General features: G+C 67.4%; 18 protein-coding genes and 1 pseudogene. 7 read left to right on the top strand and 12 right to left on the bottom strand.

Annotated features, from left to right (window positions below; all coding sequences use genetic code 11):
* Positions 1-123: 123 nt before the first annotated feature.
* Positions 124-2,427: an AsmA family protein gene (locus tag KVT39_RS15680; RefSeq protein WP_217589526.1), complete on the bottom strand. Its 2,304-nt coding sequence runs from the start codon at positions 2,425-2,427 to the stop codon at positions 124-126.
* 153 nt (positions 2,428-2,580) lie between these two features.
* Between KVT39_RS15680 and KVT39_RS15675 the strand changes: the two genes are divergently transcribed.
* Positions 2,581-3,282, top strand: a complete 702-nt coding sequence (locus tag KVT39_RS15675; protein WP_034181316.1) for an ATP-binding cassette domain-containing protein — start codon at positions 2,581-2,583, stop codon at positions 3,280-3,282.
* On the top strand, positions 3,279-4,082 hold the full coding sequence (gene fetB, locus KVT39_RS15670) for an iron export ABC transporter permease subunit FetB (protein ID WP_034181315.1): 804 nt from the start codon (positions 3,279-3,281) through the stop codon (positions 4,080-4,082). Before KVT39_RS15675 ends, fetB begins: the two co-directional genes overlap by 4 nt.
* 48 nt (positions 4,083-4,130) lie before the next feature.
* On the opposite strand, the gene KVT39_RS15665 is transcribed toward fetB, so the two are convergent.
* The 3 genes from KVT39_RS15665 to KVT39_RS15655 all read right to left on the bottom strand — a co-directional run bounded on the left by KVT39_RS15665 (position 4,131) and on the right by KVT39_RS15655 (position 6,687).
* Positions 4,131-4,604, bottom strand: coding sequence for a PliI family lysozyme inhibitor of I-type lysozyme (locus KVT39_RS15665; RefSeq protein WP_175749490.1), 474 nt, complete (start codon positions 4,602-4,604; stop codon positions 4,131-4,133).
* Positions 4,605-4,854: 250 nt separating this feature from the next.
* Positions 4,855-5,406 (bottom strand): DUF6013 family protein, encoded by a 552-nt coding sequence (locus KVT39_RS15660; RefSeq protein ID WP_175749491.1) that lies wholly within the window; start codon positions 5,404-5,406, stop codon positions 4,855-4,857.
* A 264-nt stretch (positions 5,407-5,670) separates the two neighbouring features.
* Positions 5,671-6,687 (bottom strand): zinc-binding alcohol dehydrogenase family protein, encoded by a 1,017-nt coding sequence (locus KVT39_RS15655; RefSeq protein ID WP_217589525.1) that lies wholly within the window; start codon positions 6,685-6,687, stop codon positions 5,671-5,673.
* A 123-nt stretch (positions 6,688-6,810) separates the two neighbouring features.
* Here KVT39_RS15655 and KVT39_RS15650 point away from each other — a divergent pair, with 123 nt between their 5' ends.
* Positions 6,811-7,752, top strand: a complete 942-nt coding sequence (locus KVT39_RS15650) for a LysR family transcriptional regulator (protein WP_217589523.1) — start codon at positions 6,811-6,813, stop codon at positions 7,750-7,752.
* Positions 7,753-7,954: 202 nt separating this feature from the next.
* A complete protein-coding gene (gene serB / locus KVT39_RS15645; protein WP_034181311.1) occupies positions 7,955-8,800 on the top strand; it encodes a phosphoserine phosphatase SerB in 846 nt (281 codons plus the stop codon).
* 88 nt (positions 8,801-8,888) lie between these two features.
* On the opposite strand, the gene KVT39_RS15640 is transcribed toward serB, so the two are convergent.
* From KVT39_RS15640 to rimO, 5 genes are all read right to left on the bottom strand, one after another.
* Positions 8,889-10,070: a cystathionine beta-lyase gene (locus tag KVT39_RS15640; RefSeq protein WP_034181310.1), complete on the bottom strand. Its 1,182-nt coding sequence runs from the start codon at positions 10,068-10,070 to the stop codon at positions 8,889-8,891.
* A 113-nt stretch (positions 10,071-10,183) separates the two neighbouring features.
* A complete protein-coding gene (locus KVT39_RS15635) occupies positions 10,184-10,726 on the bottom strand; it encodes a hypothetical protein (protein WP_217589522.1) in 543 nt (180 codons plus the stop codon).
* Between the two features lie 18 nt (positions 10,727-10,744).
* Positions 10,745-11,935 carry a beta-ketothiolase BktB gene (bktB, locus tag KVT39_RS15630; protein ID WP_217589521.1) on the bottom strand — a complete coding sequence of 397 codons (1,191 nt, stop codon included), beginning with the start codon at positions 11,933-11,935 and terminating at the stop codon, positions 10,745-10,747.
* Positions 11,936-12,004: 69 nt separating this feature from the next.
* Positions 12,005-12,931, bottom strand: a complete 927-nt coding sequence (locus KVT39_RS15625; protein WP_217589520.1) for a sugar kinase — start codon at positions 12,929-12,931, stop codon at positions 12,005-12,007.
* 3 nt (positions 12,932-12,934) lie between these two features.
* Positions 12,935-14,296 carry a 30S ribosomal protein S12 methylthiotransferase RimO gene (rimO, locus tag KVT39_RS15620; protein WP_217589519.1) on the bottom strand — a complete coding sequence of 454 codons (1,362 nt, stop codon included), beginning with the start codon at positions 14,294-14,296 and terminating at the stop codon, positions 12,935-12,937.
* 427 nt (positions 14,297-14,723) lie between these two features.
* Here rimO and KVT39_RS15615 point away from each other — a divergent pair, with 427 nt between their 5' ends.
* The 3 genes from KVT39_RS15615 (at position 14,724) to KVT39_RS15605 (ending at position 17,883) form a co-directional block, all read left to right on the top strand.
* On the top strand, positions 14,724-16,088 hold the full coding sequence (locus KVT39_RS15615; RefSeq protein WP_217589518.1) for a pitrilysin family protein: 1,365 nt from the start codon (positions 14,724-14,726) through the stop codon (positions 16,086-16,088).
* Entirely contained in the window at positions 16,085-17,431 is a 1,347-nt protein-coding gene (locus KVT39_RS15610) for a pitrilysin family protein (RefSeq protein WP_034181304.1), read from the top strand. The genes KVT39_RS15615 and KVT39_RS15610 overlap by 4 nt, the downstream gene beginning before the upstream one ends.
* A 197-nt stretch (positions 17,432-17,628) precedes the next feature.
* The gene (locus KVT39_RS15605; protein WP_034181303.1) at positions 17,629-17,883 is read left to right on the top strand and encodes a hypothetical protein; all 255 of its coding nucleotides are present in this window, start codon (positions 17,629-17,631) and stop codon (positions 17,881-17,883) included.
* A 284-nt stretch (positions 17,884-18,167) separates the two neighbouring features.
* Here the strand turns inward: KVT39_RS15605 and phaR are convergent, their stop codons facing one another.
* The 3 genes and pseudogenes from phaR to KVT39_RS15590 all read right to left on the bottom strand — a co-directional run.
* On the bottom strand, positions 18,168-18,734 hold the full coding sequence (gene phaR, locus KVT39_RS15600; protein WP_034181302.1) for a polyhydroxyalkanoate synthesis repressor PhaR: 567 nt from the start codon (positions 18,732-18,734) through the stop codon (positions 18,168-18,170).
* A gap of 119 nt (positions 18,735-18,853) precedes the next feature.
* The gene (locus tag KVT39_RS15595) at positions 18,854-19,594 is read right to left on the bottom strand and encodes a 3-ketoacyl-ACP reductase (RefSeq protein WP_034181301.1); all 741 of its coding nucleotides are present in this window, start codon (positions 19,592-19,594) and stop codon (positions 18,854-18,856) included.
* Positions 19,595-19,714: 120 nt separating this feature from the next.
* Positions 19,715-19,945: pseudogene (locus KVT39_RS15590) on the bottom strand (acetyl-CoA C-acetyltransferase); the annotation flags it as partial.

Genomic DNA, 19,945 nt, shown 5'->3' with positions numbered 1-19,945 from the left:
CGTTAAAGGATAAATCGACGGAAAACCGTGTATTTTAGCAGGTGTCGGAGAAACTGCCGACCATGCCGTTCCGGCCCCGCCAATCCGCCCTCCGCGCCGGGCACCCGCCGGTGCCCGCCCGCCTCACTTGCCGGCCTTCGCCGCCGCCTTCTGCGCTGCCTTCTCCTTCATCTGCCCGAACAGCTGCGAGCACGGCACGTCCTTGTTGTTGCTCGGCGCGATCAGCGGAATCAGCGCCGCGAACGGGTTGATCAGGCCAAGCCCGATCATCGCGCCGGCACGCAGCGCGAGCGCACCCGCGTCGACGCCGACGTCCGGGTTCTTGAACGTGCCCTTCGCGTACAACGGCGAGCGCAGCGAGAAGATCCGGAAGCCCTTCGTGTGCGGATGGATCTTCAGGTCGAGCGTTTCGTCGCGCAGGCTGATCGGGCCGTCGACGTTGATCAGCGCGTCGTCGGTATCGAGCGCGAACACCTTCGGGTCGAGGATCCCGTTGGTCGCGACGAAGTCGATCGCCGCGCAATTGATGTTCACGTCGCGATTGCCGAACAGCTTCTCGTAGACGACGTTCGCGACGTTCAGCCCCGCGGCTTCCATCAGCAGGCGGCTGATGCGGCCGTCGGTGACGAGCGCCTTCACTTCTCCGGTCGACGTCGCCGCGAGCGCGGCCGGCGAGTTGCCGGTCGCCGACAGCGACGCGTCGCCGTTGATCTCGCCGAGCGCCGATTGCATCACCTTCTGCGCCGGGAACAGCTGCTTGAGCTTCAGGTGCCGCGCGGCCACCGTGAAGCGGCCCTTCAGCGGCGCGCCGCTGCCGTCGAGATGCGCGGTCGTCGCGAGCGTGCCGCCCGCGACGCCGAACTGCAGCGGTTCGAGCGACAGCACGCCGTCCTGCATCACGATGTGCGTGTACAGATTGGTGATCGGCAGGTTCGCGCTCTTGATCAGCTTGCGGCCGGTGAACTTCACGTCCGCGTCGAGCGCGCGCCAGCGGTCGGTACGGAACGTCTCGACCGGCAGCACGCGGCCCGGCGGCTGGCGTGTGGTGTCGCCGCGCTTGGCCTTGCTTGCGGCCGTGTCCGCGCCGATCACCGGCGCGAGATCGGAGAACTGCAGCAGGTTCGACACGAGTTCGCCCGACAGCTTCGGCCGCGGCTCGCGCTGCTCGTACACCAGCGTGCCGCCGAGATCGCTGCCGCCGACGCGGCCGTTGAAGTTCTCGTAACGGAACGTGCTCGCGCGCCGCTTGAAGTTGCCGATCAGCCGCCCTTCGGTCGCATAAGGCGGCGTGTCGGGCAGCGTGATGCCGGTGAGCTGGTAGAGGTGCGACATCGACGTGCCCTGCAGCCACAGGCGCAGGTCGAGCGCCGCGAGATTCCGCGGGTCGGTCAGCGTGCCGACGATCGCGAGTCGCGTGTCGCCGGCCTTCACGTCGGCCTGCAGCGGGAACGGCCGCGACGTGTCCTCGACCGCGAGCACGCCGCCGAGCTTGCCGGTGCCGCTGATCGGCACGTTCTTGTAGCGGCCGTCGACCTTCAGCCCGAACGCATAGGTCGGGCCGGACGGCTTCGCGGGTGCCGCGGTGCCGCTTGCACCGGATGCGGCGGACGCACCCGACGCGCTGGATGCACCTGATGCGGCGGCCGACGCCGACGACGCAGGCGCAACCGCAGACGCTGCCGCAACCGCCATGGACGACGACGACGCCCCCGCAGCCTGCGCCGCCGATGCGCTCGACGCGGCTTCCGCATTCGCCTTCGCGCTCAGTTGCGCGGCGCCGCGCTTGCCGACACGCTGCGCGGACGCCGCACGCGACGTCTGTTCCTGTTCCTTCAGCACGTCGCCGAGCGGAATCGGCTGCCCGAGCGTATCGATCGCGACGGTCAGGTCGGCCTTCGTGATCGCGTCGCGATACGTGACGGTGCCCTTCGCGAAGCCGAAGCTGTCGAGCCGCACCTTCCACGGCGACGGCTGCGACGATTGCTTGAACTGGAAGGTCCACGTGTTGCGGCCGTCGGCGAGCCGCTCGAGGTCGACGGCGGGATTCACGACGTCGATCGACGGAATGACGATTTCATGCGCGAGCAACGGCAGGATCGCGAGATCGAAGTGCGCGGCATCGAGCGTGACGAATTTGGGCGCCTTCGCCCAGTCGGGGTTGCCGATCTCGAGCTGCGTGGCCGAAAAGCTCGGCCAGGGCACCCAGGCGCGCCAGCCGGTCTCGCCGTCGGGGCGACGCCAGCCGACCTTCAGGTCGCCGGTGATCGCGAACGGGCGGCCGAGCGCCGCACTCACCTGTTCGTTGACCCACGGCTTCGCGCGGTTCCAATCGAATGTGAAGAGAAAGACGCCGGCCGCCGCGATGAGCACCGCGACGATACCGACGATCCATGCAGCCGATTTGCCGATGGCTCGGGTTAGCGTCATGGCGGTTCCGTTGTTGTTCTGAAATGTTGCCGCACCATGCCGGGCCGCTTGCGTGGACGAACGGCGCACGACACCCGCGGCTTTTCAAATCGGTATTATGACGCACGGCATGGCGACCTTTCGGCGCCATTAACGCTTTTTTTCATTTGTGACATGACAGCCCCCACCGGCCTCATCGACGCGCAGCGCATCACGCGACGCGACGCCAGCAGCGGCAAGACGCTGCTCGCCCCGACCGATTTCAGTCTCGCCGCGGGATCGCGCATTGCTATCACGGGACCATCCGGGTCGGGCAAGAGCGTGCTGCTGCGCGCGCTCGCGCTGCTCGATCCACTCGACGGCGGCCACATCCTGTGGCGCGGCCGCCGGATCCGGCGCAGCGCGATCCCGCGCTACCGGCGCAGCGTCGCGTACGTGCGCCAGCGTCCCGCGCAGATGGACGGCACCGTCGAATCGCAACTGCGCTATCCGTATTCGCTCGCAATCTATCGCGACGTCGCGTTCGATCGCGCGCGCGCCGAAACGCTCGCCGCACGTGCCGGCCGCGGCCCCGACTTTCTCGACAAGCGCGCGAGCGAACTGTCGGGCGGCGAAGCGCAGATCGCCGCGCTGCTGCGTGTGCTGCAGCTCGACCCCGACGTGCTGCTGCTCGACGAGCCGACCTCCGCGCTCGATCCCGAATCGGCGCGCGCGATCGAAGCGCTCGTCGGTGCGTGGTTCGACGCGGCGCCCGACGCTCGCGCGTACATGTGGATCTCGCACGATCCGGCCCAGGCCGCGCGGATCGGCACGACGCGACTCGTGATGCAGGCCGGCGTGCTGCACGCTGCAAACCAGATGGAGGCTGCGCGATGAGCCCGGCACTGCAGGACCTGAGCCTCGTCGACGTCGGCATCGCCGCCGCGCTCGTCGCAATCAACGGCGCGATCTCGGCGGCGCTGTCGCTCGGCCTCGGCCGCAAGCTCGCGCTCGCGGCCGTGCGCACCGTCGTGCAGTTGCTCGCGATCGGCTATGTGCTCGGCTGGGTGTTCGGCCATCCGCACTGGTATGTCGTGCTGCCGCTCACCGCGCTGATGACGTTGATCGCCGGGTTCGCCGGCGCGGGACGCGGCAAGCGCACGTACCGCGGCCAGCGCATCGACAGCATCGCGTCGATCTGGTTCAGCAGCTGGTTCGTCGCGGCGGTCGGCCTGTTCGTCGTGATCCGCATCCATCCGTGGTACGCGCCGCAATACGCGATTCCGATCCTCGGGATGATTCTCGGCAATACGCTGACGGGCGTGTCGCTCGGCGTCGAGCGGATGATGGAAGAGCTCACCGCACGCCGCGACCGCGTCGAGACCGCGCTCGCGCTCGGCGCGACGCGCTGGGAAGCCGCGCAGGACGCCGCGCGCCAGGCCGTGCGCGCGGGCATGCTGCCGACGCTGAACCAGATGGCCGTCGTCGGCGTCGTGAGCCTGCCGGGGATGATGACGGGCCAGGTGCTGGCCGGCCAGTCGCCGCTGCAGGCCGTGCGCTACCAGATCGTGATCATGTTCCTGATCGCCGCGGCGTCCGCGCTCGGCACCGTCGGCGCGGTGCTGATGACCTACCGCCGGCTGTTCTCGGCCGATCACCGCTTTCTCGCAGCGCGGCTTGAGGAGCGCGCGCATTGACACGCGGTGGCGCCGCGCAATGCGTTCGCGCGGTGCGCGATCAGCGCGTCAGCGCGCGACGCGGCGCTTGCCGATCGCCTGCCGCAACGCGGCCGCGATGTCCGCGTCGGGCGCGAGCCCGTCGACCGACGCGACGAGCCGAACCGCACGCGGTGTCGTCACATAGGCCTGCGCACCGACATAACCGCCGCTGCCGGCCGAGCGCGTCGTCACGACGAGCGCCTGCGGCGCGCGTGCGCCGAGGTCGGCAGTGAACGCGTCGGTGACCGTGCCATCGCGCGCATGCAGCGCACCCGTCACGTAGTCGTCCGTATCGAAGCCGGGTGCGGCATGCGCGGTCGAATACACGCGCACCGCGTAGCTGCCGGTCGAGCACGGTTCGAGTGCGCCGCTCGACACGACCGCCACCTGCTGCCGCGACGGCAGCTCGATCTTCTTCACGAAACTGCAATCGTCGGCCGCCTGCGCGTGCGCGGAGACGAACGCTGCGGCCGACAGCAGCATGCACATTCGGAATTTCATCGGGATATCGTTACAGGAAGGTGATGACATGGCGGAGCATAACGTGACATCCGCATGACGTCACGCAGGTTGGCACGTTGCGCCGACGCGCGGCGAACGGTTGCCATGCCGTCGCCGCGGCAACATAGCGCGAAGCAGGTCGCGGGAAAGCATCGTGACGGCGACACGAAACGCTCACGTGCCGCCCTGCTCGTCCCGCCAGTCGAATCCGTTGCGCGCGCACCGGACGAAACGCCGGCCCGCGCGCTGCTCACCGCTTGATCGACACCGTCACCTTCGTGCCGTCGCTCATCGTCACGGACTTCGAACCGCCGTTGGTCGGAATCGACACCCACTTCACCTGGCTCACCGACACGACGTCCGGGCACTGCAGCGACTTGCCGCCGGCCGTCACGGTGCGCATGCCCTTCGGCGCGGACGCCTGGAAGCTCATCTGCACGTTCGCGATCCCCTTTGCGTCGATCGACGGCGCGAGCCGCACCTGGGTCTGGCGCACCATCGCGCCGTTCGCGTCGCGCGGCAGGTTGTCCGCGTTCGGGCAGCCGTCCGGCAACGCGACCGCGCCGCTCGGCGGCACCGACTTCCAGTTGAAGTCGTCCGTCTCGCCCGAGCGGATCTTGCGGGTCTCCTGCATATTGCCGAAGGTCTTCGAGTCGACCTTGACGGTGTATTCGAGCTGTCCCGTACCGCCGCCCTTCAGGCTGCCCTTGACCGGCGGCGCCGCGAATACGCTCGCGCTGACGCACGCTGCCGCGAACACGGCCGACCACGATGCGGCGACTGACAAGCTGCGTTGGCTCATGCTGACCTCCTTGTAATGCGGCGGCACGCGCGTGCCGCGCGGTTTTCGATGCATGATGCGTTGCCAGTCTACCGCCAAGCGGCATGCAATGCGCCGCAAACGCATCGGGTGTTACCCCGCTTGCGTTCGCGGCGTTGCAACCTTACGCGCGATGCCGGCTCTCGAGAAAACGCCGGGCCACCGCAGGTTTTCAGCCTCGCAGAAAGCCTCGTTGGGGGGTGCCTCGTCGAAGAGCCTGGCACGAAGCGACGAGTTCGTGCGCGCTCAGAAGCCGCTCAGCACGAGCTTGCCGATCGTGCGCCCGGCTTCGAGCAACTGGTGCGCGCGCCGCACGTTCGCGGCATTGATCGCGCCGAGCTGTTCACCGAGCGTCGTGCGCAGCGTGCCGCCGTCGACGAGCCGCGCGACTTCGCCGAGGATCCGGTGCTGCTCGATCATGTCCGGCGTCTCGAACATCGCCCGCGTGAACATGAACTCCCAGTGAAACGCGGCGCTCTTCGCCTTCAGCAGTTCGACCGGCACCGGCTTCCCGTTCTCGACGATCGTGCAAATGCCGCCCTGCGGCCGGATTACTTCCGCCGCGGCGGGGAAATGGCGGTCCGTGTCGTTGAAGATCAGCACGTAGTCGACGTTCGGATGCCCTGCTTCGCGCAGCTGCGCAGGCAGGTCGCCGAAATGGTCGACCACCGCGTCCGCGCCGAGCGAGCGCACCCATTCGGCCGACGCCGGCCGCGACGCGGTCGCGATTACGTGCAGCTTGCCGAGTGCCTTCGCGAGCTGGATCGCGATCGAGCCCACGCCGCCCGCGCCGCCGATGATCAGCACCGACTTGCCGGCGTCCGCGCCCTGCGGCGACACGCGCAGCCGGTCGAACAGCGCTTCCCACGCGGTCAGCGCGGTGAGCGGCAACGCGGCCGCGGCGGCGAAGTCGAGCGTGCGAGGCTTCAGCGCGGCGATCCGCTCGTCGACCGCATGGAATTCGCTGTTCGCGCCGGGCCGCGTGATGCTGCCCGCGTAGAACACTTCGTCGCCGGGCCGGAACAGCGTGACGTCGGCGCCGACCGCGACGACCGTGCCGGCAGCATCCCAACCGAGCACGCGCGGCGTGTCCTCGACCTGCGGCTTCGGCGCACGCACCTTGGTGTCCACCGGGTTCACGGAAATCGACTCGACCTTCACGAGCAGGTCGCGCGGGCTCGGCACGGGCTGCGGCAGCTCCACGTCGAGCAAGGCCTGCGGGTCGTCGATCGGCAGATAGCGGGTCAGTCCAACGGCTTTCATCACGAAACTCCTTTCAGGGAAACGGGCGGGCCGCGGCGCAGCCCGATGAACATCATCGTAGGCAACCCGATCCTTCGAGAAAACCGCTATATTTCCTGAAACATTTTCAGGAATTTCAGAATAATGGCGTCCGATCCGATTCCGGCACCCGACAAGCCGCTCGACCTGCTCGACGTCGCGCTGTTCGTGCGCGCGGCGCTGCTCGCGAACGTCACCGCGGCCGGGCGCGAATTCGGCGTGTCGGTCGCGGTCGCGAGCGCGCGCATCGCGCAGCTCGAGCGCCAGCTCGGCGCGCGGCTGCTGCACCGCACCACGCGCCGCATCAGCCTCACGCAGGACGGCGAGGTCTTCATGGCGCGCGCCGACGCGCTGCTGTCGGCCGCCGACGCCGCGCGCGCGTCGGTCGGCCGTGGCCGCAGCGAGCCGTACGGGCGGCTGAAGGTGTCGATGTCGTCGTCGTTCGGCCGCCAGCATGTCGCGCCGGTGATTCCCGCGTTCCTGCGCCGCTATCCGTCGGTATCGCTCGACCTGCGGCTGTCCGACGAGATCGTCGATCTCGTCGACGACGGCTACGACGTCGCGATCCGCCTCGGCGCGCTGAAGGATTCGACGCTCGTCGCGCGCAAGCTCGCGGTGAACCGCCGCGTGCTGTGCTGCTCGCCCGCGTATCTCGCCGAACGCGGCACACCGCGCCATCCGGCCGACCTCGCGCAGCACGAGTGCGTGATCCTCGGCGACCAGCGCGACTGGTCGTTCGCGACGCCGCAAGGCCCGCTGACCGTGCGGGTCGGCGGCCGGCTCGTCGCGAGCAACGGTGAGGCGATCCGCGAAGCGCTGGTCGACGGCTTCGGGATCGCGATCAAGTCGACCTGGGACGTCGGCCCGCTGCTCGCGAGCGGCGCGCTCGTCACGGTGCTCGACGACTATCCGTTCGCGGACGATGTCGCGATCTGGGCCGTCTATCCGAGCCGCGCGCACGTGCCGCTGAAGACGCTCGCGTTCATCTCCTTTCTGGCCGAACATTTCGGCGATCCGCCGTACTGGGATCGCGTGGACGGGCAATAAGCGTCGACGTTCGGCCCGCGCGGCGGGCGTGCCGTTGCGAGTCCGGCCTCAGGATTCGTGCCTGCCGCGATCGCCCGGCCCGGCCAACCGGCTACAATGGCGCGTTCGCGACGCCATGGCCCGCAGCCGAACGGGGCCCGCGTCCGCAGGCGGCCGTCCGTTGGCCGCACATGCATTTCATTCGCCTCGCAACCATCCCGCCATGACCCACAACCTCGTCATCCAGAGTCTTGCGCCGCTGTCGGACGCCCATCACAAACCGCTGCTCGCGCTGTCGCGCGGCACCCGCATCGTGCAGACCGACGATCACGCGCTGCGCATCGAAAACGCGAACCCGGCGCAGCGTCTCGACATCGACGCGTACTGCGGCACGCACGCGCTCGACTTCGCATTCGTCGAGGCCGGCCGCACGCTCGGCGATTTCGGGCTCGTCGTGATGGACATGGATTCGACGCTGATCACGATCGAGTGCATCGACGAGATCGCCGATTTCTGCGGGCTCAAGACGCAGGTCGCCGAGATCACCGAAGCGTCGATGCGCGGCGAGATCCGCGACTTCAACGAAAGCCTCACGCGCCGCGTCGCGCTGCTGGCCGGGCTCGATGCGCAGGCGCTCGAGCGCGTGTACGAGGAACGGCTGCAACTGTCGCCGGGCGCCGAGACGATGCTTGCCGGCGTGAAGGCCGCCGGCATGAAAACGCTGCTCGTGTCGGGCGGCTTCACGTTCTTCACCGAGCGGCTGAAGGCACGCCTCGGCCTCGACTACGCGCATGCGAACACGCTCGAGATCGTCGACGGCAAGCTGACCGGCAAGGTGCTGGGCGAGATCGTCAACGCCGACGTGAAGGCGCGCCTGCTGCGCGACACGTGCGCATCGCTCGGTCTCGAGCCGAACCGCGCGATCGCGATGGGCGACGGGTCGAACGACCTGAAGATGATGGCCGAAGCCGGGCTGTCGGTCGCGTTTCACGCGAAGCCCGTCGTGCGCGACGCGGCGACGGTCGCGTTCGATCACGTCGGCCTCGACGGGCTGCTGCGGCTGTTCTGATCCCGCACGACCTCGAACGAAAAACGCCGGCGCGATGTTGCATCGCGCCGGCGTTTCGTTTTTCCCGCGGGACGTTTTCGGCCTGCGATCAGCCGAGTACGGCCTGCATCGCGCGCTCGATATCCGCGCGCAGGTCGGTTTCGTCCTCGAGACCGACGTAGAAACGCACCAGCGTGCCGCGATGCGGCCAGTCCGGACGCATCGACGCGACGTCATAAGGCATCGCGAGGCTGCACGCGCCGCCCCAGCTCCAGCCGATCGCGAACAGCTCGAGCGACTCGACGAAGCGGTCGATCTGCTCCGCGCTGTAGCGCGCGTCGAACACCACCGAGAACAACCCGCCCGCGCCCGTGAAGTCGCGCATGAACGACGCATGCCCGGGGCAGTCGGCGATCTGCGGATGCAGCACCGAAGCGATCTCCGGCCGAGCCTTCAGCCATTGCGCGAGCGCGAGCGCGCTCCTGCTGTGCGCGTCGAAGCGCACCTGCATGCTCGGCAGGCTGCGCAGCACGAGCGAACAATCGTCGACCGACACACCGATCCCGCAGCGCATCCGCGCGAGCTTCAGCTTCGCGTGCAGTTCCGCGTCCGCGGTGATCGTCGCGCCCATCAGCACATCGCTGCCGCCCGACTGATACTTGGTCAGCGCCTGCACCGAGATGTCGACGCCGTGCTCGAACGGCTTGAATGCGAGCCCGGCCGAATAGGTGTTGTCGATCGCGGTGACGATGCCGCGCGCCTTCGCGGCCGCCGTGATCGCCTGTACGTCGGGCACTTCCATCGTCACCGAGCCGGGTGCCTCGATCCAGATCAGCCGCGTGTTCGGCTGGATCAGCTCGGCGATGCCGGCGCCGACGAGCGGATCGTAGAAGCGCACGGCGATGCCGAAATCCTTCGCGAGCCAGTTGCCGAAATCGGCGTTCGGGCCGTACACGTTGTGCGGAATCAGCACGTCGTCGCCCGCCTTCACGATCCCGAAGTAGACGTTCATGATCGCCGCGAGGCCCGACGGCTGCAGCAGCGCGTGCGTGCCGCCCTCGATCTCGGCGAGCCGCTGCGCGAGCGCGAGCGACGTCGGCGTCGCATGCAGCCCGTAGCGCCACTGGTTGTCGTTGTGCCAGACGAGCGCGCGCATCGTCGCGAGATCGGGGAACACGACCGTCGATGCGCGCGCGACCGGCGGCACGAACGAGCGGAAGCCTTCCGGAATGACGTCGTCGGGTTGAACGATGCGGGTTTGCAGCGCGCGCTTGGGAGTGGATGCAGTCATGACAGGAAGCCGGGCACAAGGCCGTTCGGTTGCGGAATATGTCGCTAGATTAGCCAAAATCGGCGCATTTGGCCCGGTACAATGCGCGCCGCGCACGCCGAGCCAGCGCGGGCTCAGTCGTCGGTGCGCAGATTGACGACGCCGCCCACCGTCTCGATTTCCTGCACGCGGCCGTCGCGCACCTGCAGCGCCGCGCGCTTGCCCGGCGCCAGGCGCAGCACGACGGGCTGCGGGTCCGACTCGTCCGAGTTCATCCGGTCGGCCTTCAGGTCGCCCGTCGTGTCGAAGCGGCCGATCCATACGCCGGAGATGTTCGTGCCGTCGTTCGATTCCTCGATCTCGAGCGTATCGCCATCGCGATCGCCCGCGAGCAGGACCACCTCGCCCGTATCGGCGAACTGGTATTCGCCGTGCACGCCTTCCTCGTCCGTCTTCGGGCCGAGATGCACGACGATCGGCCGGTCGCCGAGCGTGCCTTCGTAGCGCGGCAGCCGCGCGAATTCGGAATTCGGCCGCAGCGGCCGCGCGGGTGCCGCTTCATCCTGTTGCGCGCCCGGCGCGACGGCCTGCGCCGCGACCGCGCCCGGCAGCGCGATGCCCGCCGCCAGCGCGCATGCGACGACAAGCGCCCGTTGCCATTCCGAATATCGACCCACCTTGCGTTGCTCCTTGCTTCAGATTCGCTCGAAAATCGCGGCGATGCCCTGCCCGCCGCCGATGCACATCGTCACGAGCGCGTATCGGCCGCCGATGCGCTGCAGCTCGTACAGCGCCTTGACGGTGATCAGCGCACCCGTCGCGCCGATCGGGTGGCCGAGCGAAATGCCGGACCCGTTCGGATTCACCTTTGCCGGGTCGAGACCCAGCTCCTTCGTCACCGCGCATGCCTGCGCGGCGAATGCCTCGTTCGCCTCGATCACGTCGAGATCGGCAACCGTCAGCCCCGCGCGCTCGAGCACCTTTTGCGTGGCCGGTACGGGACCGATCCCCATGTAGGCCGGATCGACACCCGCATGCGCATAGGCAACGAGGCGCGCGAGCGGCTCGGCGCCGCGCTTCTCGGCGACGCTGCGCTCCATCAGCAGCACCGCTGCCGCCGCATCGTTGATGCCCGACGCGTTGCCGGCCGTCACCGTGCCGTTCTCCTTCACGAACACGGGCCGCAGCTTCGAGAAGTCGTCCAGGCTCGCGTCGTGGCGCACGTGCTCGTCGCGATCGAACACGACCGGCGTGCCCTTCTTCGAGCCGATCAGCTCGACCGGCAGGATCTGCTCCTTGAAGTAGCCGGCCTTCGCCGCATGCGACGCGCGACGGTGCGATTCGAGCGCGAGCGCGTCCTGCGCGTCGCGCGAAATACCGTACTTCGCGGCGACGTTCTCGGCCGTCACGCCCATGTGGATCGTCTGGAACGGATCGTTCAGCGCGCCGACCATCATGTCGACCGCGCGCATGTCGCCCATGCGCTGCCCGAAGCGCGCGGCCGGAATCGAATACGGCGCGCGGCTCATGTTCTCCGCGCCGCCCGCGATCGCGATGTCCGTATCGCCGAGCAACACGCCCTGCGCGGCCGACACGATCGCCTGCAGCCCGGAGCCGCACAGCCGGTTGACCGTGAGCGCCGGCGCATGCTGCGCGACGCCGCCGTTGATCGCGGCAACGCGCGCGAGATACATGTCCTTCGGTTCGGTGTGCACGACATTGCCGAACACCACGTGGCCGACCTCGTCGCCCGACACCTGCGCTCGCTGCAACACTTCGCGCACGACTTGTGCGCCGAGCTCGGTCGGCGCGATGTTCTTCAGGCTGCCGCCGAATTCGCCGATCGCGGTACGCACGCCGCTCACCACCACCACTTCGCGTTGCATGTTGCCTCCTCATCCTTCTGTTCGAATGAATGGATCGTGCGGGGCCGTGGCCGGCGTGCGCATGCCGCGTCAGCCTTGCATCAGGCGCTCCACCGCATCGCGGTGCGGAATCGGCGCGACCGCGCCGTAGCCCGTCGTCGACAGCGCCGCCGCCGCGTTCGCATAGCGCGCCGCCGCGAACGGATCGTCGCCCGCGACGATCCGCGCGACGAAGGCGCCGCCGAAGCAGTCGCCCGCGCCCGTCGCGTCGACGGCCTCGACCGCGAAGCCCGGCACGACGCGCCGCTCGTTCGGCGTCGCGACATATGCGCCGTCCTTGCCGAGCTTCAGCGCGACGACCTGCGGCCCGTGTTCGAGCATCGCGTCGACGATCGCGTCGCGATCGTTCGCGCCCGTCAGCGCCGTGACGTCGTCCCAGCTCGGCAGGCAGATGTCAGTCTGGCGCAGCGCCTCGCGCATCACCGCGCGGGCGCGCGGCAGCGGCCACAGCTTCAGGCGCAGGTTCGTGTCGAAGCTGGCCTTCACACCGTTGCGGCGCGCATGGTCGATCGCCGCGAACGCGGCATCGCACGCGGCCGTGCTGATCGCGAGGCTGATGCCCGACAGGTGCACGGCCTTCGCCGCCGCCAGCGCGTCGAGCGGCAGGTCGCCCGCCGTGTAGCGGCTCGCCGCGGAGCCCGCGCGCAGATAGTCGAACTGGTGGCCGTCGGCGCCGTGCGTGACGAAATACACGCCGGTCGGCGCCGTGCGATCGATCCGCACGTACGTCGTATCGACATGCTCGGCGCGCCACATGTCGGCCAGCAGGCGGCCGAACGGATCGTCGCCGATCGCCGACACGAAGCCCGTCGACGCGCCCTGGCGCGCCGCCGCGATGCAGAAGTTCGACATGTCGCCGCCGAAGCCCTGCAGGAATTCCGGACGGCCCGGCTGCGACTGGTTGAATTCGATCATCGCCTCGCCGAGCGCGAGGATCTCCGGAAATGCGGCGCTCATCGCTTACACCTCGCCCCACAGATCGTGGCCGTCGGCGCCCGTGATCTTCACGGACACGAAATCGCCGACCTTGTAGCGCTTCGACGCCTTCGTCGCCGGCTCGACATACACGACGCCGTCGATCTCCGGCGCATCGGCTGCCGTGCGGCCGATCCCGCCTTCTTCGCCGACTTCGTCGATCAGCACCTTGAGGGTCTTGCCGACCTTGCGCTGGATGCGGTTCGCCGACACTTCCTCGGCGACTTCCATGAAGCGCGCGCGGCGTTCTTCACGGACCTCGTCCGGCAGCGCACCGTCGAGTTCGTTCGCGGTCGCGCCTTCGACCGGCGAGTACGCGAAGCAGCCGACGCGGTCGAGCTCCGCTTCGCGGATGAAGTCGAGCAGCGTTTCGAACTGCTCTTCCGTCTCGCCGGGGAAGCCCGCGATGAACGTGCTGCGGATCGTCAGGTCCGGGCAGATCTCGCGCCACTTCTGCACGCGCTCGAGCACCTTCTCGGCGTTCGCCGGACGCTTCATGCGCTTCAGCACGTCGGGGTGCGCGTGCTGGAACGGCACGTCGAGATACGGCAGCACGTGGCCCTTGAACGGACCTTCGGCCATCAGCGGGATCACTTCGTCGACGCTCGGATACGGATACACGTAGTGCAGGCGCACCCATGCGCCGTACTGCGCGGCGAGTTCGCCGAGCGCGGCGACCAGGTCGGTCATGCGCGTCTTGATCGGCTTGCCGTTCCAGAAGCCCGTGCGGTACTTCACGTCGACGCCGTAAGCGCTCGTGTCCTGCGAGATCACGAGCAGTTCCTTCACGCCCGACTTGAACAGGTTCTCGGCCTCGAGCATCACTTCGGCGACCGGACGCGACACGAGATCGCCGCGCATCGACGGGATGATGCAGAACGTGCAGCGGTGATTGCAGCCTTCGGAGATCTTCAGGTATGCGTAGTGGCGCGGCGTGAGCTTGATGCCGGCCGCGGGCACGAGGTCGACGAACGGGTCGTGCGGCTTCGGCAGGTGCGAATGCACGGCCTGCATCACTTCGCCCACCGCGTGCGGGCCGGTGACGGCGAGCACCTTCGGGTGCACTTCCTCGATCAGGTTCGAGCCGCTGGCGCTCGCCTTCGCGCCGAGGCAGCCGGTGACGATCACCTTGCCGTTCTCGGTCAGCGCTTCGCCGATCGCATCGAGGCTTTCCTGCACGGCTTCGTCGATGAAGCCGCAGGTGTTGACGACGACGAGGTCGGCGCCGTCGTAGGTGCCGGAGATTACATAACCTTCGGCGCGCAACTGGGTGATGATTTGTTCGGAATCGACGAGGGCTTTCGGGCACCCGAGGGATACGAACCCTACTTTGGGGGATTGGGACATCTGGAATGTGGGGGCGTGGCGGCAAAAGCGTGAGTTTACAGCTATTTATGGGTCGGCGAGCCAAAATGAACGGCTGGCGGCAACATGGACGCCAGTTCGAATACGCCGCACGACGGGCGGCGGGTCATGAATCAGAGTTTGATGCAACCCTTTCACTTCGGGGCGAGCGACCGCCGCAGAGGTACGACGCCCCCCCTGGATCGCCCGAGACAGTTCCTGCCCCGGCTGCGACGACACCTGCCCCTCGCGCCCGTGCTTTCTTCCTTTTGCCACGAAAAATTCGAACCCGTCTCATTCCACGATGAACCCGATGCCACGTAGCATCGAGCGTCGTGCGCAGCGCCGCGAAAATACGCCTGGCCCCTCGCTGGCCGCACTGGCCAGCCCCTAACCCTTCACGTTCATCGTGTCCACGAGAAAAAGTCCCATGTCATTGCCGCGTTCAATACGGACAGGGCTCTCGCTGTGCCTGCTGATCGCAGGCACGGCGATGGCCCAATCCAGCCAGATACCGGGCTTTACCCATGTGCGCTCCCTGGCCGGTATCGACGAATACCGCCTCGACGCCAACGGCCTCACCGTGCTTGCCCTGCCCGACCCTGCCGCGCCAGTGGTCAGTTTCCAGGTGTTGTACCGGGTCGGCTCGCGTAACGAGGCCGCCGGCACCACCGGCAACACCCACCTGCTGGAACACCTGATGTTCAAGGGCAGCCGGCACTACTCGAAGGACCAGGGCAACTCGGTGAACGACTATCTGGAGCGGGCGGGCGCCAGCTTCAACGCCACCACGTCGATGGACCGCACCAACTATTTCGGCACGCTGGAACGCCACGCGCTGGAAGGTTATATCGCGATCGAGGCCGACCGCATGCGCAACCTGCTGCTGCGCCCGGAGGACCTGGCCAGCGAGATGACGGTGGTGCGCAACGAGTACGAGCGCGGCGAGAACCGTCCTTTCCATGCGTTGTTCCAGCAGGTGCTGGCCACCGCTTATCAGGCGCATCCCTACCACCATCCCACCATCGGCTGGCGCAGCGACATCGAGCATGCCAGCGTCGACAAGCTGCGCAGCTTCTACGACACCTTCTACTGGCCGGACAATGCGGTGGTCATCCTGGTCGGCGATTTCCAGCCGGCGCAGGCGCTGGGCTGGATCAGGCAGTACTACGGCGGCATTCCGCGCGCGCCCCATGCGATCCCGGCGATGACCACCGAGGAACCACCGCAACAGGGGCCGCGGCGGCTGGTGCTCAAGCGGGCCGGCGAAACCGGCGGCCTGATCATGGCCTTCAAGGCACCCAACGCGCTGCATCCCGATGCGGCCGCGCTGAGCGTGCTCGGCCTGGTATTGAGCGAGGGCAAGGCCAGCCCGCTGTATCGCACGCTGGTGGACACCGAAATCGCCACGCACGCCGGCGCCGGCTTCCAGGCGCGACGCGATCCCGGCCCGTTCGTGATCACGATCAACCTGTCGCCCAACGCCCAGCAAGATCAGGCCGAGAAAATCGCGTGGGCCGAACTGGAACGCATCAAGACCCAGGGCGTGACGCGCGAGGATATCCAGCGCGTGCTGGGCCCTTACCGGGCCGAGCAGATCTACCAGCGCGACGGCGTCAGCAAGACTTCCGCACTGCTCGGCGAAGCGGTCGCGCAAGGCGATTGGACCTTGTTCGTCACCGAGCTGGGACAACTCGAAAAAGTCACGCCGGCCGACGTGCAGCGTGTGGCCCGCCAATACCTCGTTGAAGACCAGAGCACCACCGGCTGGTTCGTTCCGGAGAAGTCGAGATGATGCGTGTTCGTTTCAATCGCTTGCTGTCATGGGTGGCAACGCTGGCCATGCTGTGGCTGCCTGTCGCGGCTCAGGCGGGCATCGCCGATCGCGTGGTGCGCGCCCAGGCCGGCAGCATCGACCTGTTGGTCTATCCGATGGCGCCGCGCGAAATGGTGTCCGTTGCCGCGGTGATGCCGCTGGGCGATGCGGACACGGCCAGCAAGGCGGCCAATCCCGCCGTGCCCTTGCTGACCGGCATGCTGCTGGAGGCGGGCACCACCCGTCGCGACAAGGTGGCGATCTCCACGCTGCTGGATAGCCTGGGCGCCCAGCTGTCGTTCCAGACGGCGGCGGGCTACGTCGGCATATACGGCAAGAGCCTGACCCGGGATTTGCCTACCCTGATCGACCTGATGGCCGAGCAGTTGCGCGCGCCTGCCTTCAAGGCCGACGAACTGGCCCGGGCCAAGACCCGGCTGGAGGCCGGCGTCCGCCAAAGCGGGGAAGTCCCGGGCATACGGGCACGCGATGCATTGTCGCTGGCCATCTACCCCGAGGCCCATGTCAACGCTCCGGTGCCGCGCGAGCGGATGCTCGAGGCCATTGCCGCCGCCACGCTGGACGACATCAAGGCGTTTCATCGCACATACTACGGCCCGGCACACATGACCGTAGTCGTGGTCGGCGGTGCGGACCCTCGCGGCCTGCAGGCCAAGGTGACCGAGGCCTTCGCGGGCTGGAGCGGCGGCAAGGCGCTCGTACGGCAGGGGCCGGCACGCCTGGCCAGTCGGGCCGACACGCAGCGCATCGCGATGAAGGACAAGGCGTCCATCAGCGTGGCGATGGGGCAAGCCATCGACCTGCGCGCCAGCGACGCCGACTACCTGCCCCTGAGCGCGGGCATCGCCATCCTGGGCAGCGGCTTCACCGGCCGCCTGATGGCGACCGTGCGCGACCGGGAAGGCCTGACCTACGGCATCGGCGCCGGCCTGTCCGGCCTCTCGTTGATGGAAGGCGGCTTCGTCGTCAACACCAACTTCGCCCCGCCTCTGCTGGACAAGGGCATCGCCAGCACCCGTCGGGTACTGGACGCCTGGTGGAAACAGGGCATCACCCAGACGGAACTGGATGCACGCAAGGACGGCATGATCGGCCGCCAGCAGGTCGCGATGGAAACCACCGGGCAGATGGCCGCCATGCTCGCCCAGACGGTGCTTCAGGACCAACCGCTAAGCGACCTGGACACCTACCCCGAGCGCGTCCGCGCGCTGACCGTGGAACAGGTCAACACCGCCATCCGCAAATACCTGGACCCCGGCCAAATGACGTTGGTGCAAGCAGGGACGTTTGCGGAGAGGTAGCGGTAGCGGTAGCGGTCGCTCCGCTTCGTCCCGCCCTCCCGACCCGGCTTCGGCCGGGTCGTTGCTATCGCATGTGCGTAGACCAGCGGGCAAGCACGAGCGGCAATCGCGGTCGCGCAACAATCGCCGCGGAAGCGCACCGCCGCTATGCGAAAATCGAAGCCTTCGCTCTCTTCCATCCACCCAACGGGGCTCGCATGACCACCCACATCACGATCGAATTCACCCAGCACGCGGCAGAAGCCATCGGTGAGCAAACCAGCACGAGCTTTTCCTACGACCAGGGTGCCCACGTGCCGCAACCCGGCGACTTCGTCGAGATCGAGAATTCGCGGCAGACGTTTCTCGTGATCGGCCGCGTGTTTTCGCTGAAGGCCAACTACAGCGCGGTCAAGCTCGTTCTCGACCTTCCGCCGCCGGACGATCACCAGGATTTCAGTTCGGCGCTGTGAGCGAAGGCGGGCGAACACACCGAGCCGGGTGTCTGTCCGGCCGTCCTGACGGAGCCTTCCGCCTGCACTAAGCCAGCATTTCGGAAACGGCCTCACCCAAGACCCGGCATCCCGGGCACGGGCATGCGGTGCCGACGATCATGAACGACCGTCGGCGGCGCCTTCCGGCAGGCGGCAGCCGCACATCGTCGTGCCCGAGCACACGATCGGCCGCAGCGCACCACGCTTCACGGCATCGGCCCTTCGACGGCTCGCGCCGCCGCGGCCGGCCTGCCGCAAAATCGCTACTTCTTCTCCGGCTCCGTGGAACCCGGCTGCTTGAACGGGAACGTGCTGAACATCGACTTCGCCTGGTTCTGCATCTGTTCCTGCATCTGCACGAACATGTTCTTCGACTGCTCGATGTAGCTCGTCATCATCCCTTGCATCATCGGCGCCTGCATGTTCATGAACTGCGACCAGACTTCCGGATTCATCGCATTGGTGTCGTACATGTTCTTCGACTGATCCGCGAGCTTGTTCTGGATGTCGATGAACGCCTGGATGTTCTTTTCCAGGTACGTGCCCATCATGCCCTGCATCGCGTGACCGTAGAAACGGATGATCTGCGACAGCATCGACGACGAGAACATCGGCACGCCGCCGCTTTCCTCTTCGAGGATGATCTGCAGGAGGATGCTGCGCGTCAGGTCTTCGTTGGATTTCGCATCGACGACCTTGAAGTCCTCCTGCTCCAGTACGAGCTGCTTCACGTCGGTGAGCGTAATGTACGTGCTTGTCTCGGTATCGTAGAGCCGGCGGTTCGGGTACTTCTTGATGAGCCGTTCGGCCGTCTTCTTTGTAGTAGTCATGTAACGCCTTTCAGTGCAGCGTAGCGCAAGTGACGAATCCCCGCCGCCCGAACCCGGGAGGCGGGGGCCTTCGGAACACACCCGGCTGCACGGCCACCCGGCCCGCGCAGCCCGGGCGTTCAGCCCATGTGCAGGCCGCCGTTCAGCGAGAAGTCGGCGCCCGTCGCGAAGCCGGAATCGTTCGACGCGAGCCACGCGACGATCGAGCCGATTTCCTCCGGCCCGCCGAGACGCCGCACCGGGATCGTCGCGACGATCTTCTCCAGCACGTCGGGGCGGATCGCCTTCACCATGTCGGTGCCGATGTAGCCCGGCGACACGGTGTTGACCGTCACGCCCTTCGTCGCGACTTCCTGCGCGAGCGACATCGTGAAGCCGTGGATGCCGGCCTTCGCGGTCGAGTAGTTGGTCTGACCGAATTGCCCCTTCTGGCCGTTCACCGACGAAATGTTGATGATCCGGCCCCAGCCACGCTCGACCATCCCGTCGATCACCTGCTTCGTCACGTTGAACAGGCTCGTCAGGTTGGTGTCGATCACGGCGGTCCAGTCTTCGTGCGTCATCTTGCGGAACACGACGTCGCGCGTGATGCCCGCGTTGTTGACCAGCACGTCGATCTCGCCGACTTCGGCCTTGACCTTGTCGAACGCTTCCTTGGTCGAGTCCCAGTCGCCGACGTTGCCTTCCGACGCGATGAAATCGTACCCGAGCGCCTTCTGGTCCTCGAGCCATTTCACGCGGCGCGGCGAGTTCGGGCCGCAGCCCGCGACGACCTTGAAGCCGTCCTTAAACAGACGCTGGCAAATACTGGTGCCGATGCCGCCCATCCCGCCCGTTACGTACGCAATTCGCTGAGACATAAATCTCACTCCATTTTTTGGTTTCGAGAGCTACCGAGGCCCCCTCTGACTTCACGTAGCGCCGGCCGAAGCCGCAATCGGCCGGCGCCCGGATTCGGTTCGCCGGTTACGGATGACCGGTTACGGACGCTCGACCGCGAGCGCGACACCCATCCCGCCGCCGATGCACAGCGACGCCAGCCCGCGCTTCGCATCGCGCTTGGCCATCTCGTGCAGCAGCGTCACCAGGATCCGGCAGCCCGACGCGCCGATCGGGTGGCCGATCGCGATCGCCCCGCCGTTCACGTTCACCTTCGACGTGTCCCAGCCCATCTGCTTGTGCACCGCCAGCGCCTGCGCCGCGAACGCCTC

The organism is Burkholderia sp. GbtcB21 (assembly GCF_019091065.1).
GTDB lineage: Bacteria > Pseudomonadota > Gammaproteobacteria > Burkholderiales > Burkholderiaceae > Burkholderia > Burkholderia pyrrocinia_C.
This window is presented reverse-complemented; position numbering and strand designations above follow the sequence as displayed.